The 14463-nt window shown below is 68.1% G+C and carries 17 protein-coding genes; 7 read left to right on the top strand and 10 right to left on the bottom strand.

All coding sequences use genetic code 11. The features are described from left to right. Positions 1-16: 16 nt before the first annotated feature. The 7 genes from AAFL97_RS01760 (at position 17) to AAFL97_RS01730 (ending at position 7162) form a co-directional block, all read left to right on the top strand. Positions 17-529, top strand: a complete 513-nt coding sequence (locus AAFL97_RS01760; protein ID WP_263460725.1) for a DUF2271 domain-containing protein — start codon at positions 17-19, stop codon at positions 527-529. A gap of 34 nt (positions 530-563) precedes the next feature. Next, on the top strand, positions 564-1277 hold the full coding sequence (locus tag AAFL97_RS01755; RefSeq protein WP_341643481.1) for a DUF4198 domain-containing protein: 714 nt from the start codon (positions 564-566) through the stop codon (positions 1275-1277). A 132-nt stretch (positions 1278-1409) separates the two neighbouring features. Next, positions 1410-2780 carry a flavodoxin domain-containing protein gene (locus AAFL97_RS01750; RefSeq protein WP_341643480.1) on the top strand — a complete coding sequence of 457 codons (1371 nt, stop codon included), beginning with the start codon at positions 1410-1412 and terminating at the stop codon, positions 2778-2780. A gap of 65 nt (positions 2781-2845) precedes the next feature. Beyond that, positions 2846-3235: a DUF6746 family protein gene (locus AAFL97_RS01745; protein WP_263460722.1), complete on the top strand. Its 390-nt coding sequence runs from the start codon at positions 2846-2848 to the stop codon at positions 3233-3235. Between the two features lie 298 nt (positions 3236-3533). Further along, positions 3534-5825 carry a catecholate siderophore receptor Fiu gene (locus tag AAFL97_RS01740; protein ID WP_341643479.1) on the top strand — a complete coding sequence of 764 codons (2292 nt, stop codon included), beginning with the start codon at positions 3534-3536 and terminating at the stop codon, positions 5823-5825. Positions 5826-5895: 70 nt separating this feature from the next. After that, positions 5896-6576, top strand: a complete 681-nt coding sequence (locus tag AAFL97_RS01735; protein WP_263460720.1) for a Fe2+-dependent dioxygenase — start codon at positions 5896-5898, stop codon at positions 6574-6576. 154 nt (positions 6577-6730) lie between these two features. After that, on the top strand, positions 6731-7162 hold the full coding sequence (locus tag AAFL97_RS01730) for an HMA2 domain-containing protein (protein WP_263460719.1): 432 nt from the start codon (positions 6731-6733) through the stop codon (positions 7160-7162). Between the two features lie 17 nt (positions 7163-7179). Here AAFL97_RS01730 and AAFL97_RS01725 read toward each other — a convergent pair whose 3' ends face one another. The 10 genes from AAFL97_RS01725 to AAFL97_RS01680 all read right to left on the bottom strand — a co-directional run bounded on the left by AAFL97_RS01725 (position 7180) and on the right by AAFL97_RS01680 (position 14463). Continuing rightward, positions 7180-7776, bottom strand: a complete 597-nt coding sequence (locus AAFL97_RS01725; RefSeq protein ID WP_341643478.1) for a hypothetical protein — start codon at positions 7774-7776, stop codon at positions 7180-7182. Positions 7777-7789: 13 nt separating this feature from the next. After that, entirely contained in the window at positions 7790-8107 is a 318-nt protein-coding gene (locus tag AAFL97_RS01720; protein ID WP_341643477.1) for a FeoC-like transcriptional regulator, read from the bottom strand. A 9-nt stretch (positions 8108-8116) separates the two neighbouring features. Further along, positions 8117-9079 carry a nucleoside recognition domain-containing protein gene (locus tag AAFL97_RS01715; protein WP_341643476.1) on the bottom strand — a complete coding sequence of 321 codons (963 nt, stop codon included), beginning with the start codon at positions 9077-9079 and terminating at the stop codon, positions 8117-8119. Continuing rightward, positions 9037-10449 carry a ferrous iron transport protein B gene (gene feoB / locus AAFL97_RS01710; protein WP_341643475.1) on the bottom strand — a complete coding sequence of 471 codons (1413 nt, stop codon included), beginning with the start codon at positions 10447-10449 and terminating at the stop codon, positions 9037-9039. Before feoB ends, AAFL97_RS01715 begins: the two co-directional genes overlap by 43 nt. After that, the gene (locus tag AAFL97_RS01705; RefSeq protein ID WP_341643474.1) at positions 10449-10676 is read right to left on the bottom strand and encodes a FeoA family protein; all 228 of its coding nucleotides are present in this window, start codon (positions 10674-10676) and stop codon (positions 10449-10451) included. Before AAFL97_RS01705 ends, feoB begins: the two co-directional genes overlap by 1 nt. A gap of 123 nt (positions 10677-10799) precedes the next feature. Then, positions 10800-11051 carry a FeoA family protein gene (locus AAFL97_RS01700; protein ID WP_341643473.1) on the bottom strand — a complete coding sequence of 84 codons (252 nt, stop codon included), beginning with the start codon at positions 11049-11051 and terminating at the stop codon, positions 10800-10802. Then, positions 11048-13177 carry a heavy metal translocating P-type ATPase gene (locus tag AAFL97_RS01695; RefSeq protein ID WP_341643472.1) on the bottom strand — a complete coding sequence of 710 codons (2130 nt, stop codon included), beginning with the start codon at positions 13175-13177 and terminating at the stop codon, positions 11048-11050. The genes AAFL97_RS01700 and AAFL97_RS01695 overlap by 4 nt, the downstream gene beginning before the upstream one ends. Then, positions 13174-13677: a hypothetical protein gene (locus AAFL97_RS01690; protein ID WP_263460713.1), complete on the bottom strand. Its 504-nt coding sequence runs from the start codon at positions 13675-13677 to the stop codon at positions 13174-13176. Before AAFL97_RS01690 ends, AAFL97_RS01695 begins: the two co-directional genes overlap by 4 nt. Continuing rightward, the gene (locus tag AAFL97_RS01685) at positions 13670-14017 is read right to left on the bottom strand and encodes a hypothetical protein (protein ID WP_341643471.1); all 348 of its coding nucleotides are present in this window, start codon (positions 14015-14017) and stop codon (positions 13670-13672) included. Before AAFL97_RS01685 ends, AAFL97_RS01690 begins: the two co-directional genes overlap by 8 nt. Beyond that, positions 14014-14463, bottom strand: coding sequence for a hypothetical protein (locus AAFL97_RS01680; protein ID WP_263460711.1), 450 nt, complete (start codon positions 14461-14463; stop codon positions 14014-14016). Before AAFL97_RS01680 ends, AAFL97_RS01685 begins: the two co-directional genes overlap by 4 nt.

Raw genomic sequence — 14463 nt, 5'->3', positions numbered from 1 at the left:
CGCCCAGGAGTCACCCATGCACAAACCCCTGTTCCTCGCTGCCGGCCTGCTCGCGGCCAGTTCCGCGTTCGCCGCCGGCATCGAGGTCGACATCGAACTGCCGCGCATCGACGTGTCGGACTACCGCCGCCCCTATGTCGCCGCCTGGCTGGAGCGCCCGGACAACTCGGTCGCCGCCAACCTGGCCGTGTGGTACGACGTCAAGATGCGCAACGCCGAAGGCGCCAAATGGCTGAAGGACATGCGCCTGTGGTGGCGCCGCACCGGCCGCGACCTGGAGCAGCCGGTCGATGGCGTGACCGCCGCCACCCGCAACCCCGGCGTGCACAAGCTGAGCTTCACCGAAGGCCAGACACCGCTCGGCAAGCTGGCGGCGGGCGAATACCGCCTCGTCGTCGAAGCCTCGCGCGAACACGGCGGCCGTGAAGTGGTGACCGTGCCGCTGCAATGGCCGCCGGCTTCGGCCACGCGCAATGAAGTGCGTGGTGAACACGAACTCGGCACCATCGCCGTCCAGCTCAAGCCCTGATCCATCCGCCATCCGACCCGAGGAGAGAAATCCCATGAAATTGAACAAGCACTTCGCTGTTGCCGCCCTCGCCCTTGCCGCCGCCGTGCCGGCCGCGCAGGCACACGAATTCTGGCTGCTGCCGTCCTCCACCGTGCTGTCGAGCCCCGGCTACATCACTGTCGACGCGGCCGTGTCCAACGACATCTTCTATTTCAACTACCGTCCGCTGGGCATCCGCGACAACCTGGACATCGTCTCGCCCGACGGCGCCAAGGTCGAGCCCGAGAGCATGGTGCAGGGCAAGCTGCGCACGGTGTTCGACGCCAACCTGCAGGCCGCCGGCACCTATCGCTTGGCGATCGCCAACTCCAGCCTGATGGCGAGTTGGAAGGAAGGCGGCGAAACCAAGCGCTGGCGCGGCCCCCAGGCCGAGATGGCGGCAAACGTGCCGGCCAAGGCCGATGAACTGACGATCCGCGAAAGCGTGTCGCGGCTCGAGACCTTCGTCACCGTCGGCCGCCCCACCGACGTCAAGCCGACCGGCCAGGGCCTGGAACTGGTGCCGGTCACCCATCCGAACGACCTGTATGAAGACTCGCCTGCGGTGTTCACCTTCGCCGTCGACGGCAAGCCCGCCGCCGGCATCGAAGTGGAGATGATCCGCGCCGGCACCCGCTACCGCGATCAGTTGGAAAAGATCACTTCACCACCAATGCCGACGGCCAGATCAGCCACACCTGGAAGCACCCCGGCATGTACTACCTGAAGGCCGGCGTCACCGGCAAGAGCGCGACGATGGAAAACGTCGAGCGCCGCCTATCCTACGTCACCACGCTGGAAGTGCTGGCGCAATGATCGAGGCCGGCCCGCCGCTCGTCGGCGGGCCGCCTGAATGCCGATGATAAGCAGTCTCGAAATCAGCCGCATCGGCCCGGCCGCGGGCGTGATCGCCGCCTACGCGGCCTTCTGTCTGCGGATCTGGCACGGCCATCGCAAGCGCGCCGCCGCGCACAATGCGACGGGGGCCGACGCGGTGCTGGTGGCGTTCGCCAGCCAGAGCGGCTTCGGCCGCGAACTGGCCGAGGAAGCGGCCACGGCGCTGGAATCGACCGGCGTCGGCGTGCGCCTGTGCGCGCTCGACGCGCTTGACGCCGCCGGCCTGAAAGCCTGCCGCCAGGCCCTGTTCATCGCCAGCACCTGCGGCGAAGGCGACGCGCCGGACAATGCGGCGCGTTTCGTCAAGCGCACGATGGAGCTGGAGCCGTCGCTGTCCGAGCTTCGCTACGGCCTCCTCGCCCTCGGCGACGCCACTTATGCAAACTACTGCGGCTTCGGCCGCCGCCTGGACGCCTGGCTGGAAGCCTGCGGCGCCACGCCGATGTTCCCGCGCATCGACATCGATCGCGCCGACGGCGATACGCTCGCCACCTGGCGCCACCGTCTGGCCGCTTTCGCCGGCCTCGCCGAACTGCCCGAAAGCGCCCTGCCGGCACTCGGCTTCTGGCGCCTGCGCAGCCAGCGCCACCTCAACCCCGGCAGCGCCGGCGAGCCGGCCTGGCACGTCGAACTGGAAGCGGTCGACAGCGACGGGCCGGACGCCCGCCCGGTGCCGCTGCCCGACTGGCAGGCAGGCGACCTGTTGCAACTGTACCCGCCGGGCGAAGGCAGCTCGCCGCGCGACTATTCGATCGCGTCGCTGCCCGAAGACGGCGCTGTTCACCTGCTGGTGCGCCAGATGAAAGGGCCCGACGGCACTCCGGGCGTGATGTCCTCGCTGCTGGCCGGCGCGTCGGGCACCGGCCTGGTGCTGCGCGGGCGCATCCGCCCCCATCCCAACTTCCGCATCGGCGACAATGCCGAGCGGCCGCTGCTCCTGATCGGCAACGGCACCGGCCTTGCCGGCCTGCTCGCCCATCTGCGCCTGCGCGCCCGCCGCGGCGACGGCCGCAACTGGCTGATCTTCGGCGAGCGCAACAAGGCTTTCGACGACTTCCACGGCGCGGAAACCGAGGCGCTCGAACGGCAGGACCTGCTGGCCCGCTGCGATCGCGTATATTCGCGCGACGAACCGGCGGAATACGTGCAGGACCGCCTCGCCGGCGCCGCCGACACGGTGCGCGCATGGGTCGGTGGCGGGGCGGCGATCTACGTTTGCGGCAATGCCGTGGGCATGGGTCCGGCGGTACATGAAACCCTTCTGGCCATCCTCGGGTCCGAGAGCCTGGAACGGCTGGCGCACGAAGGCCGCTACCGCCGCGACATCTATTGAACATGACGGACCGCTGCGGCCGTCATGCCCAGGATTCCATTCAACTCGACGACAAGGAAGAAAGCATGATCAAGCAAAGCTTCGCCATTCTCGCCCTCGCCGCTTTCGGCACACTGGGCAGCCTGCCCGTGCACGCCGAGGACAGCGCACCGCGCGTCAACCACTACGAAGCCAAGAAGGGCGAATCGAAGGACGAGACGATCGCCATCCTGCGCGAGACCAACGCCAAGCTGAAGGAACTGCTGGACGGTGAAATGGGTGAATACGACATCCATGACGTCCACAGCCTGTGCTACACGCTCGAAGACGCGCTGCTGGCGCTCGGCGGCGATGAGGCCAAGCGCCTGCACAAGATCGTCACCGACATGCACTTTTCCAGCGAAGGCCAGGACCGCGACGCCGTCATCGACTACGGCAGGGCTTATCTGAGCGGGATCGAGAAGCTTCTTCCCTGAGCCTGATCCGGTCTCTCCGACCGGGTCTGTCCCGAGCGGCCTCCTCGGCCGGGCACTTCCTCCCTTCATGGAAGAAGTGCCCGGCCGAGGGGGCCGCCTCGTTTCCTGCATCAACGTCGACAGCGGGGCATTGTTGTATCCCAACAACATCTCAAAAAGTTCAATAAATTTTATTTTGTTTCGAAAACAAGAATCGTTATTATTCGCTTCCACAAAATAGCCAGCCACCCAACCGGATGTCTCCCGGCCAGGAAGCCAGCCAGCGTTTACTTCCTGCCCCCACTGACGGAGATATCCCATGGCCCACATCGAGAGCCAGAAACACGCCTTGCCGCAGCAGCCGCGCCTGCACCAGACCACCGCCCTCACCCTTCTCGCCCTGGCCCTGCCCGGCACTGCCGCGGCCCAGCAGGCCGCCCAGACGCCCACACTGCCGAAAGTCGAAGTCACCGCCACCGGCGAACAGACCTACAAGGCCGACACGGTGTCCTCGCCCAAGTTCACCCAGCCACTGGTCGACACGCCGCAGACCATCACCGTGATCAAGAAGGAAATCCTGCGCGAGCAGCAGGCCACTTCGCTGACCGAAGCGCTGCGCAACACCCCGGGCATCACCCTGCTGCTGGGCGAAGGCGGCAACAGCAACCAGAAGGACAACATCTTCATGCGCGGCTTCGATACCTCGGGCAGCGTGTTCATCGACAACGTGCGCGACCTCGGCAACTTCGGCCGCGACACCTTCAACGTCGAGCAGATCGAGATCTCCAAGGGCGCGGTGGGCGCCGACAACGGCCGCGGCGCGCCGTCAGGCTACGTCAACCTGTCGTCCAAGTCGCCCTTCGCCGACAACGCGCTGAGCGGCAGCATCAGCTACGGCACTGCCGAGAACCTGCGCATGACCGCCGACGTGAACCGGCAACTCGGCGAAACCTCGGCCTTCCGCCTCAACGTCATGAAGCAGGACGGCGGCGTCGCCGGCCGCGACCACCTGGAAAGCAAGCGCTGGGGCATCGCGCCCTCGATCGCCTTCGGCCTCAACACGCCGACCCGCACCACGCTGTCCTACCTGCACGTCGAGCAGGACAACGTGCCCGACGGCGGCATCCCGACGGTCGGACTCAAGGGCTACTACAACGCCGCGCTCGCTGCCGCCGGCATCGGTGCGCGCAAGGTCGACACCGAGAATTTCTACGGCTCCAAGCACGATTTCGAGGACGTCAGCCTGGACATGTTCACCGTCAAGGTCGAGCACGACGTCGCGCCCGGCACCACGGTGCGCAACACTTCGCGCTGGGGCAAGGTGCGGCACGAACTGTTGCTGACCGCCCCCGGCAGCGCCAACTCCAGCGCCACCAATCCGAACGGCATCAACGCGGGCAACATCGACAACCCCGAAACATGGACGGTGACCCGCAGCCGCCAGACCAAGTGGCAGGAAAACGAACTGCTGACCAACCAGACCAACCTGACGACCGAGTTCAGCACCGGCGCGCTGACGCACTCGCTGAGCGCCGGCCTGGAATTCATCCACGAGCGCCAGTTGACCAAGACCCTGACCGGCGCCGGCAGCATGGTACCGGGCAATCTGTACAACCCCAGCCGCCACGATCCGGTCAGCAACTACGACCTGGGCACGGACGGACGCAAGGCCGACGGCGAGACGACGACCATCGGCGCCTACCTGTTCGACACCGCCAAGCTCGGCGACCGCTGGCAATTCACCGCCGGCGTGCGCCTCGACCGCTACCGCACCGAAGCCCGCAACACCGTCGCTTCCACCGCCACCAGCCATCCGACGCTGCCGGTCGGCACCCTGGTGCCGCAGAACATCGACGCCAAGGACACGCTGACGAGCTGGAAGGTCGGCGCGCTGTACAAGCCGGCGGCCAACGGCAGCATCTATGCCGCCTACGCCACGTCGAAGCAACCGCCGGGCGGCTCGAACTTCACCCTCAGCGCCACCGGCATCAACAGCCCGAACATGGACCCGCAGGAAGCGAAGACCATCGAGCTGGGCACCAAGTGGGATCTACTCGACGAACGGCTCGCCTTCACTGCCGCGATCTACCGTACCGAGAACAAGAACGATCTCACCCAGACCGACCCGGTCACCGGCGACGTCACCCAATGGGGCAAGAAGACGGTGAAGGGCATCGAGCTGGGCCTGGTCGGCGCGATCACGCCGGCATGGCAGGTGTCGGCCGGCCTGGCGAAGATGAAGACCGACGTCAAGGAAGGCAGCACCAGCCAGCAGGGCAACGCGGTGCAGTGGTCGCCGGAACTGACTTTCACCGCATGGACCACCTATCGCCTGCCCTTCGGCCTGACGGTCGGCGGCGGTGCGCGCTACGTCGATTCGATGCTGCGCTCGTCCAACAACGTCACCGCCACCACCAACATGCCTGAGGTCGACGACTACTGGGTGTATGACGCGATGGCATCCTACGAGATCAGCAAGAACGTCTCGCTGCAGCTGAACGTGTACAACCTCACCGACAAGAAGTACGTCGCGTCGATGAACAACAACGGCGGCCGCTACACGCCGGGCACGCCACGTTCGGCCCTGCTGTCGGCGAACTTCCAGTTCTGAAGCTGCTCTCCTTGCCGCCCGCCAGGCTTCATCGGCGGGCGGTTTTTTCATTTTCCGAGGAATTCCCGCGATGATGCTGCATGTTCCCGAAGTCCTGACGCCCGACGAACTCGACGAGTGCCGGCAACTGCTGGCGGCGGCAGACTGGGCGGACGGCCTGGCCACCGCCGGCGCACAGGCTGCCCAGGTCAAGCGCAACCGGCAACTGCCCGAGCATGCGCCGGCGCTCGGCCGCCTGCGCAGCATCGTCGCCGCCGCGCTGATGCGCAACCCGCTGTTCGTCTCCGCCGCGCTGCCACGCCAGGTGCTGCCGCCCTTCTTCAACCGCTACGAAGGCGGCGAGCACTTCGGCAACCATGTCGACAACGCCATCCGCCAGGCGCCGGGCAGCGGCCAGATCGTGCGCACCGACGTGTCGGCGACGCTGTTCTTCACCGCGCCCGACGAATACGCAGGCGGCGACCTGGTGGTCGAGGACACCTATGGCACCCACCGCGTCCGGCTGCCGGCCGGCGACATGATCCTCTATCCATCGACCAGCCTGCACCGGGTCGAGCCGGTCACCGCGGGCGTGCGCGTCTGTTCCTTCCTGTGGACGCAGAGCATGGTGCGCGACGACTGGAAGCGCCACCTGCTGTTCGACCTCGACATGAACATCCAGCGCCTGCGCGCGCAGCTCGGCGAGACGCCCGAGACCGTGGCGCTGACCAGCCACTACCACAATCTGCTGCGCCTCTGGGTTGAAACATAACAAGTCCGATTCTCATTATTGGGTTATAGTCGCCGACTTGCTGATTCCTGACTAGCTTGTCCGGCCCGACCCCCATGCGCACGCAATCCTGTAAGCACTGCCCGCAGGCAGACCGTCACCCCGGCGAAACGCCCGGCTATCGCGGAGGCCGCCGATGAGCCGCGTCGTCTCCTCGCTGCCGGGCCGCATCCGCATCCGCGACAAGGCCCTGCGCAATCGCGCCCGCCTGGCCCAGGTCGAAGCCGAGTTGAAGCGGGTGGACGGCGTGGTGGTCGTCGAACCGAATGCCGCGGCCGGCAGCATCGTGCTGCACTATTCACCGGACAGGACCGATCCGATCCGGCTCGAGAACGACATCGATGCGCTGATCGACAAGGCGCTCGCGGTGCCGCAGCGCCCCGCCGGCACGCGTTCGCTGCGGATGCAGGTGAACCGCTGCGCCAAGATCGGCATGATGGGCAGCCTCGCCACCTCGCTGGCGCTGGCCGCCACCGGCAACAAGCGCTGGCATGCCGTCACCGGCGGCATGTTCGTCGCCTGCCTGGGCGTGCATCTCGGCGTCCATCGCCGCCACCTGCTGCGCTGACGCGCAGGCGGCGGCATTCAACAGCTACAGTCCGGCGCGGCCGCGGCGCCGCCGCCGCAAACGACGCACTGCGCGGCAAGGCCGATCAGGCGCCTTGCCAGCACCACCGCCTGCGGCCGCGCGCTGCCATCGTCGGGCAGGTAGATTTCCATGCAGAGGTAGAGAAAGGCCGGGTTGCGCCAGACCCGTTCCGGAATCACGGTACGGGTGGGAATGGCATCCACCGCACCAAGCCGGATCACGCGCACGCCATTCGCGGAAGCGCCGGTCGCCGGTGCGCCGTGCGCCAGCGCGGCTTCCAGCCACTCGGCCAGCGCCACGTCGCCGCACATCAGGTCTGCACAGGGGCCATCGCGGTCGGCGCCGACATGCAGGTCGATCAGCAGCCGGTGGCGGCCGCGCATGTGGGGCAGCAGTTGCAGGTACAAGGCCTCGTGCGCAAGATCGTAGCGGAAGCACTGGTCCGGCCGCGGCCGGCGCCCGGACAGGCCGTCGGGAATCTCCAGCACCTCGGCCTCGTCCGGCGCCAGCGCGGCCGCCACTTCGCGGCCGAAGGCCAGTTCCTCGCGGTGGATGCCGATCACGACCAGCACCGGCGCAGCAGGCGCGGCCATCACGATCCGCTCCTCAGCCGGCGCCCGGCTGGCGCGCTCCGGGCTGTGGCGCCCCCGGCTGTGGCGCCCCCGGCTGAGGCGCCCCCGGCTGCCCAGCGCCCGAGGCCTCGGCGGCAGCCCATTCATACACCGCCACCGTCGCCGGGTCGCATTTGCAGCAGGTCGAACCGCAGCCCGATTCACCCTCGATCCGGCGCACGCGCCCCTTGCGTTCGAGCGTGTCCAGCATCGGCCCGAGCGCCTCGGGCGAGCTTTCCAGCGCAAGCGCCATGTCGGCCACGCTGGCCCGGCGCCGCTCGCGCAGATAGGTACTGAGACGGGACAGGATCATATCGGCCTCCTAAACCTGTTGCGGCAGCGGCAGGCTACCGTCCTCGCGTGCGCCGTAGCGCCGCAGCGACAACAAGACGATCGCGAAGCCGATGACGATGCCGACGATCCAGGCCATCGACGAGCCCGGATGCTGCGCCCAGGTTGCCGCCTGGTAGAAGATCGTCGCCAGGCCATAACCCAGGCCCGTCGTCCAGGCAGCGACGAACACTGTCCAGCGCGTACCCGATTCGTTGTACACCGCCGCGATCGCCGCCGTGCAGGGGAAGTACAGCAGGATGAACAGCAGGTAGGCGAAAGCCCCGGCAGCGCCGTCGAAACGGGCCGCCATCGCGCCGAAGGTGCCGGCCGACACGTCCTGGTCCACTGCCTCGGCCACCGCCTCCGCATCGCTGAGGTCACCGACGTTCAGACCCATCGGATCGGCCCAGGAGCCCAACGCATCGACCAGGTTCTCGGGGATGGTGGCGAAGGCCGCGACGATGCTGGCGCCCAGCTCGAAGGGTTCCTCTTCTCCATCTGCTTCTTCGCCGGCATCCTTGGCGGCAAGCGCCGAGTAGGTCGCGTCCAGCGTGCCCACCACCGCCTCCTTGGCCAGCACGCCGGTGAAGATGCCGACCGCGGCCGGCCAGTTCTCCTCGGTCAGGCCCATCGGCGTGAACGCCGGCGTGATGCTGCGTCCGACCGCGGCCAGCACCGAAGCGTCGCTGTCCTCGTTGCCATAGCTGCCGTCGGTGCCGATCGAGTTCAGCACGTTCAGCACCAGCACCATCGGCACGATCACCCGTCCGGCGCGCACGATGAAACCCAGCAGCCGCTCCCAGGCGTGGATCAGCACGCCGCGGACGGTCGGCAGGTGGTAGGGCGGCAGTTCCATGATGAAGGGCGTCGGTTCGCCCTTCAGCAGCGTGTGGCGCAGCACCAGGCCGGTCAGCACCGCCACCGCGATGCCGATGACGTACAGCCCGAACACCACGTTCTGCCCCCTTGCGGGAAGAAGGCGGCGGCGAACAGCACATAGACCGGCAGGCGGGCACCGCAGGACATGAAGGGCGCCATCGCGATCGTCATCAGCCGGTCGCGGCGGTGCTCCAGCGTGCGCGTCGCCATGATCGCCGGCACGGTGCAGCCGAAGCCGACGATCAGCGGCACGAAGGACTTGCCCGGCAGCCCGACCCAGCGCATGAAGCGGTCCATGACGAAGGCCGCGCGCGCCATGTAGCCGGAATCCTCCAGCACCGACAGGAACAGGAACAGGAAGCCGATGACCGGGATGAAGGTGGCGACGACCTGGATGCCGCCGCCGATGCCCTGGGCAAGCAGGAAGCTCAGCCATTCCGGCACACCGAGGCCGTCCAGCAGTTCGGCCAGGCCATCGACCAGCAGCGCGCCGGTGAACTGGTCGAAGAAGTCGATGAAGGCGCCGCCGATGTTGATCATGAACAGGAACATCAGGTACATCATCAGCAGGAAGATCGGCACGCCGAGCACCCGGTTCAGCACGATGCGATCGATGCGGTCGGTGATGTCGCGGCCGACCCGGCCGCTGACCGTCAGCGCTTCGCCTGCGATCCGGTTGGCGAGGCCGTAGCGCGCATCCGCCACCATGATGTCGAGGTCTTCACCCAGTTCGCCGCCCAGCCGCCCGGCTTCGGCAGCCAGCACCTTGCCTGCCGCCGTGCGCGCCAGATCGTCGCCTTCGAGCAGCCGCACCGCCAGCCAGCGCGGCGAGGTGCCGGCGGCCTGCGCCGCCGACTCGAGCTTCGGCACCAGCGCGTCGATCGCCTGCTCGAGCTCGGGCTGGTAGGTGACGGTGGCGCTCGCCGGCTGGTGCGCCTTGACCGCGCTGCGGATCGCCGCTTTCAGCGCATCCACGCCTTCGCCTTCCGACGCGACCACCGGCACCACCGGGCAGCCCAGGCGGTGCGACAGCGCGTCGACGTCGATGCGCAGCCCCTTGTCGCGGGCGACGTCGACCATGTTCAGTACCACCAGCAGCGGCACCCGCATTTCGGCGAGCTGGGTGCTCAGGTAGAGGTTGCGTTCGAGGTTGGACGCGTCGACGATGTTGATGACCAGCCCGGCCTCACCCGAATGGACGTAGTCGCGCGCCACGCTCTCGTCGAGCGAGACTTCGCGATCGACGACGTCCAGCGAGTAGGTGCCGGGCAGATCGACGACCTCGAAGTGCAGGCCGTCGTGGCTGTATTCGCCGCTCTTCTTCTCGACCGTCACGCCGGGCCAGTTGCCGACGCGCTGGCGCGAGCCGGTCAGGGCGTTGAATAGCGTGGTCTTGCCGCAGTTCGGATTGCCCACCAGGGCAAGAATGGTTTCGTTCTTCATCACAGCCTCTCCACCGTCAGCGCGTCCGCCTCGCCCTTGCGCAGGGTCAGGGCGAAGCCGCGCACCCGGATCTCGACCGGATCACCCATCGGCGCGACCCGCATCACCTGCAGTTCCGCTCCCGGCGTCAGGCCCATCGACAGCAGCTTGCGGCGGTAGGGGCTGCCCGCCTCGGCGAAGCCGGACACCTTGGCGCGGTCACCCACCGCGAGTTGTTTGAGCATCATTTGAAAACTCCTATCGAATCGGCGCAGCGCGCTTCATACTCATTTGCATTCAAGACGGCGAGCGCCTTGTCCAACCTCGCCGCGCCAGCTACTGCCTGCGGCTTCGCGTCGTCCAGGCCGATCTCAGCCTTCGATCCGCGCCACCAGAATCTTGTGTGCCATGCCGCCACCGAGCGCGAAACGCGTCTCGCCGCGGCCGACGACCAGCCCGCTGCCCTGGCGCTGGCGCACGACCAGTTCGCTGCCGACGTTCAGGCCCAGCTCGGCCACGCGCAGCGCCATCGACGAGCCGCCCAGGATGCCGACGACCCGGACCGGCTCGCCTTCGCCCGCCATTGCCAGCGGAAAGGCATTGGAACGGTTCGGGGTATTCATGCCGGCACCGTCCTTTCGCGCGGCAGCGCGCCCGTGCGGCGGCCGCGCGGCAGGCCGGCACCGGCCAGCGCACGCAGCAGGATCGCGATGGTGCTGCCGTTGTGCAGCGCCGAGGCCGCCACCGGCGTCAGCCAGCCGAAGGCGGCGGCCGACAGGATCGAAGTGTTGAGGCCGACGGTGAGCTTGAAATTGCTGTCGATCAGCCGCTGAGTGGCGATCGACAGCGCTTTCGCGTCCGCCACCCGCGCGATGTCGTCTTCGAGCAGCGCGACGTCGGACGCCAGGCGGGCGACGTCGGCGCCGTTGTGCATCGAGATGCCGACGTGCGCGCCGCTCAGCGCCGGCGCATCGTTGACGCCGTCGCCGACGAAGGCGATGCGCGCGCCGCCGGCCGCCAGTTCCTGCAGGATGCGGGCCTTGTCCTCGGGCATCAGCCCGGCGTGGAATTCGTCCAGCCCCAGTTCTCCGGCCATCGCCCGGGCGCGCTCGGGATGGTCGCCGGTGAGCATCAGCACCCGCTTCACGCCCAGGCGCCGCAGGCGCCGGACGGTGGCGGCGCTGTTGCTGCGCAGGCTGTCGCGCAGGGCGATGACGCCGAGCAGTTCGCCGCCGAAACCGATGTAGAGCAGGGTCTTGCCTTCCAGGTGCAGGCGTTCGATGGTGTCGCGATGCGCCTGCGTGCTGATGCCCTCGTCGTCCTCGACGAAGTGGCGCGAACCGACGACGATGCGCCGGCCGTCGATGATGCTGGCCACGCCGTGGGCGACGATGAACTCGACTTCCTTGTGGTCGAAGTGCTGCGGGTGGTGCAGCCGCCGCGAAGCCTCGACCACCGCCAGCGCCAGCGGGTGGAAATAGTGCTCTTCCACCGAGGCCGCCAGGTTGATGATGTCTGCGGGGGAATAGCCCGGCTTGAAGGCGATCGAATCGGTCACTTCGAGCTTGCCGGTGCTCAGCGTGCCGGTCTTGTCGAAGACGAAGGTGTCGGCCTCGGCCAGGCGTTCGAGCGCCTTCGCGCCCTTGACCAGCATGCCCGACTTGCCGGCCTCGTACATCGCGGCCTTGAAGGCGACCGGCGTGAACAGCTTCAGCGCGCAGGAATAGTCGGCCTGCAGCACCGCCGCCACCCGCTGCCAGTCGCCCGACACCAGCCAGGTGGCGCCGGCCAGGCCGAGCACCATCGGCACCAGGCGGTCGGCCATGCGCGAGGCTTCGAGCTGGGTGGCGCTCTTGACCGCCAGCGAATGCTCGACGAAATCCGCGATCCGCGCCGCCGCGGCCTGGGCGCCGACCCGTTCGGCGTAGATGCGCAGGCGGCCTTCCTCGACCAGGGTGCCGGACAGCACCGTATCGCCGCGCCGGCGCGTCACCGGCACGCTTTCGCCGGTCATCGTCGCCTCGTTGACCATCGCCTCGCCGCCCAGCACCGTGCCATCGACCGGGATCACCCGCCCGGTGGCGGCGATGACGGTATCGCCCATCCGCACTTCGGCAGCGTCGAGCTGGATCTCCTCGCCGTCGCGCTCGACCCAGACTTCGCCCACGTCGGGCTTCAGCAGATGCTTCAGCAGGTCGTCGGAGCGGCGCTCGATCGACGCTTCGAGGTACTCGCCCAAGGCGAGCAGGAAGGAAGTCATGTTCGCCGCGAGATAGTCCTTGCGCCCGATCGAGATCGCCACCGCCATCGCTTCGAGCACGTGCGAAGTGACGCCCTTCTCGAGGAAGTCATCGACCGCCTCGCCGAGCAGCGGAATCGCCGTGCCCACCGCCACCGGCGCCTGCAGCCCGGGCTGCAGCGAACGGGTGGCGAGCAGCGTGGCCGCGCTCAGCGCCACCGGCGCGGCACTGGGCTCCTCGCCCTGTGCATGCGGGCGCGGCAGCGGCGCCATGCGCAGGATGTCGAGCGCGATGCGGTCGGCCGTGGTGGCGGCTGGATCGAACTCGACCACCAGCGAACGGGCGGCCGGATTGACCCGCACCTTGCTCACGCCGGCAATCGCTTCCACTGCCCGCACGATCGCGCGCGCTTCCAGCGGCGCCCCCTTGCGGCAGGTGTAGCGCCAGCGTGCCCGGCCACGCGCGGCGTGGACCGGTTCGAGCGCGGACATCCAGCCTGCGTCCATCATGCGTCTCCGTGGCGCTCCGCGTCGACTTCGGCGCGGATGTCGGCCATCTGCTCCTTCATCTCCTCGAAGCCGCCGGCCACGCCGGAATACAGCTTCATCGCCGACTTCACGATCTTGCCGCGCAGTTCCTCGTCGCTCAGCACCCAGGCCGCGGCAGCGCCGATCAGCGCACCGAGCAGGAACTGCTCGGTATTGCCGGTGCGCAGGAAGGCCGGCATGTTCTGCAGGAAGCCACCATCGGCAGCCGCCTGCTGGGGCAGCGGGCCCATGCCTTGGGCGAACCCCTGGGCGAAGCCGGCTTCCATGCCGCCCGGCAGGCCGCTCGCCATGCCGTACTGCCCCCAGGGCGGTGCTCCGTACTGCTGGCCGTATTGACCGTACTGAGGACCATACTGGCCATTCGGGCCGTACTGCGCATTGGGCGGCTGGCCGTACTGGCCCGGCCAGGCGTCGTTCTGCATCGCCTGCCTGCCGCGGCCGTGCTTGTTCTTCTTAGCCATCTTGCTTCTCCTGTTCGGCCTGCGCGCTGTCGCGCAGCAATCGTTCGATGATCAGCACACCGGCCGCACCGACCGCGGCAGCGGCCAGCGCACCGGTGTAATTCCGTTGGCGGACGGCGGCCGCGGCCCGGGTGCCGGCAGCCAGTGCAGTGCCGCCCTGCAGCGCATGGCGCAGCACCCGCTTCAGTTCGGCCGGCGAGGGCGACGAAAGCTGTGCAGGACGGTCCTGGAAGGCCGACAGGCAGCCCCCGGCAACGAAGCCCTGCACGAAGGTCGCCCCGCTGGCGCGAAGCGGCACGCCAACCGGCACCGAGCCATAGGGCATGATCGCGTTTCTCATGATCCGGCTTCCTCCCCGGCTGCGCCGGGTTCGGCTTCAGTGCTTGCTGCGGGTGTGGCCTTTGCCTTCTTCGGCTTGGCCGCAGCGCGCGGCGCACGCTTCCTGCGCGGCGGGGCCGGCTTCCCGGCCTGCTCCGGTGCAGCATCGGCGCTTGCCGCAGCAGGAGCTGCCCCGGCATCGGCTGCCGCAGCGTGGGCTGCCCCAACTTCTTCATCTGCTACCGCGTCTTCGGCGGCCAGGCGCTTGCGCGCACGCGCCGAGGCGTTCTCGATCGCTTCCAGGCTGGATACTGCGGCGCCGCGCAGCGTGTCCTGTGCCTTTTCCATGCCGGCACGGGCCTTCTCGACGCCGGCCTCGACGCCCGCCTTGGTCTTGTCGGTCTTGATCAGGCGGAGGGCAACTGCACCGGTCAGCACGCCGGCGACGAAAGGTAATAGCGGGAACAT

Source organism: Thauera sp. SDU_THAU2, from assembly GCF_038260575.1.
Lineage (GTDB): Bacteria > Pseudomonadota > Gammaproteobacteria > Burkholderiales > Rhodocyclaceae > Thauera.
Note: the sequence above shows the minus strand (reverse complement) of the source record. Positions and strands in the feature narration are given on the sequence as shown.

What these genes read in the sequence shown, in the direction of transcription:
- AAFL97_RS01760 (WP_263460725.1), top strand. Translation starts at nt 17, where the DNA reads ATGCACAAACCCCTGTTCCTCGCTGCCGGCCTGCTCGCGGCCAGTTCC.
- AAFL97_RS01755 (WP_341643481.1), top strand. Translation starts at nt 564, where the DNA reads ATGAAATTGAACAAGCACTTCGCTGTTGCCGCCCTCGCCCTTGCCGCC.
- AAFL97_RS01750 (WP_341643480.1), top strand. Translation starts at nt 1,410, where the DNA reads ATGATAAGCAGTCTCGAAATCAGCCGCATCGGCCCGGCCGCGGGCGTG.
- AAFL97_RS01745 (WP_263460722.1), top strand. Translation starts at nt 2,846, where the DNA reads ATGATCAAGCAAAGCTTCGCCATTCTCGCCCTCGCCGCTTTCGGCACA.
- AAFL97_RS01740 (WP_341643479.1), top strand. Translation starts at nt 3,534, where the DNA reads ATGGCCCACATCGAGAGCCAGAAACACGCCTTGCCGCAGCAGCCGCGC.
- AAFL97_RS01735 (WP_263460720.1), top strand. Translation starts at nt 5,896, where the DNA reads ATGATGCTGCATGTTCCCGAAGTCCTGACGCCCGACGAACTCGACGAG.
- AAFL97_RS01730 (WP_263460719.1), top strand. Translation starts at nt 6,731, where the DNA reads ATGAGCCGCGTCGTCTCCTCGCTGCCGGGCCGCATCCGCATCCGCGAC.
- AAFL97_RS01725 (WP_341643478.1), bottom strand. Translation starts at nt 7,776, where the DNA reads ATGGCCGCGCCTGCTGCGCCGGTGCTGGTCGTGATCGGCATCCACCGC.
- AAFL97_RS01720 (WP_341643477.1), bottom strand. Translation starts at nt 8,107, where the DNA reads ATGATCCTGTCCCGTCTCAGTACCTATCTGCGCGAGCGGCGCCGGGCC.
- feoB (WP_341643475.1), bottom strand. Translation starts at nt 10,449, where the DNA reads ATGAAGAACGAAACCATTCTTGCCCTGGTGGGCAATCCGAACTGCGGC.
- AAFL97_RS01705 (WP_341643474.1), bottom strand. Translation starts at nt 10,676, where the DNA reads ATGATGCTCAAACAACTCGCGGTGGGTGACCGCGCCAAGGTGTCCGGC.
- AAFL97_RS01700 (WP_341643473.1), bottom strand. Translation starts at nt 11,051, where the DNA reads ATGAATACCCCGAACCGTTCCAATGCCTTTCCGCTGGCAATGGCGGGC.
- AAFL97_RS01695 (WP_341643472.1), bottom strand. Translation starts at nt 13,177, where the DNA reads ATGATGGACGCAGGCTGGATGTCCGCGCTCGAACCGGTCCACGCCGCG.
- AAFL97_RS01690 (WP_263460713.1), bottom strand. Translation starts at nt 13,677, where the DNA reads ATGGCTAAGAAGAACAAGCACGGCCGCGGCAGGCAGGCGATGCAGAAC.
- AAFL97_RS01685 (WP_341643471.1), bottom strand. Translation starts at nt 14,017, where the DNA reads ATGAGAAACGCGATCATGCCCTATGGCTCGGTGCCGGTTGGCGTGCCG.
- AAFL97_RS01680 (WP_263460711.1), bottom strand. Translation starts at nt 14,463, where the DNA reads ATGTTCCCGCTATTACCTTTCGTCGCCGGCGTGCTGACCGGTGCAGTT.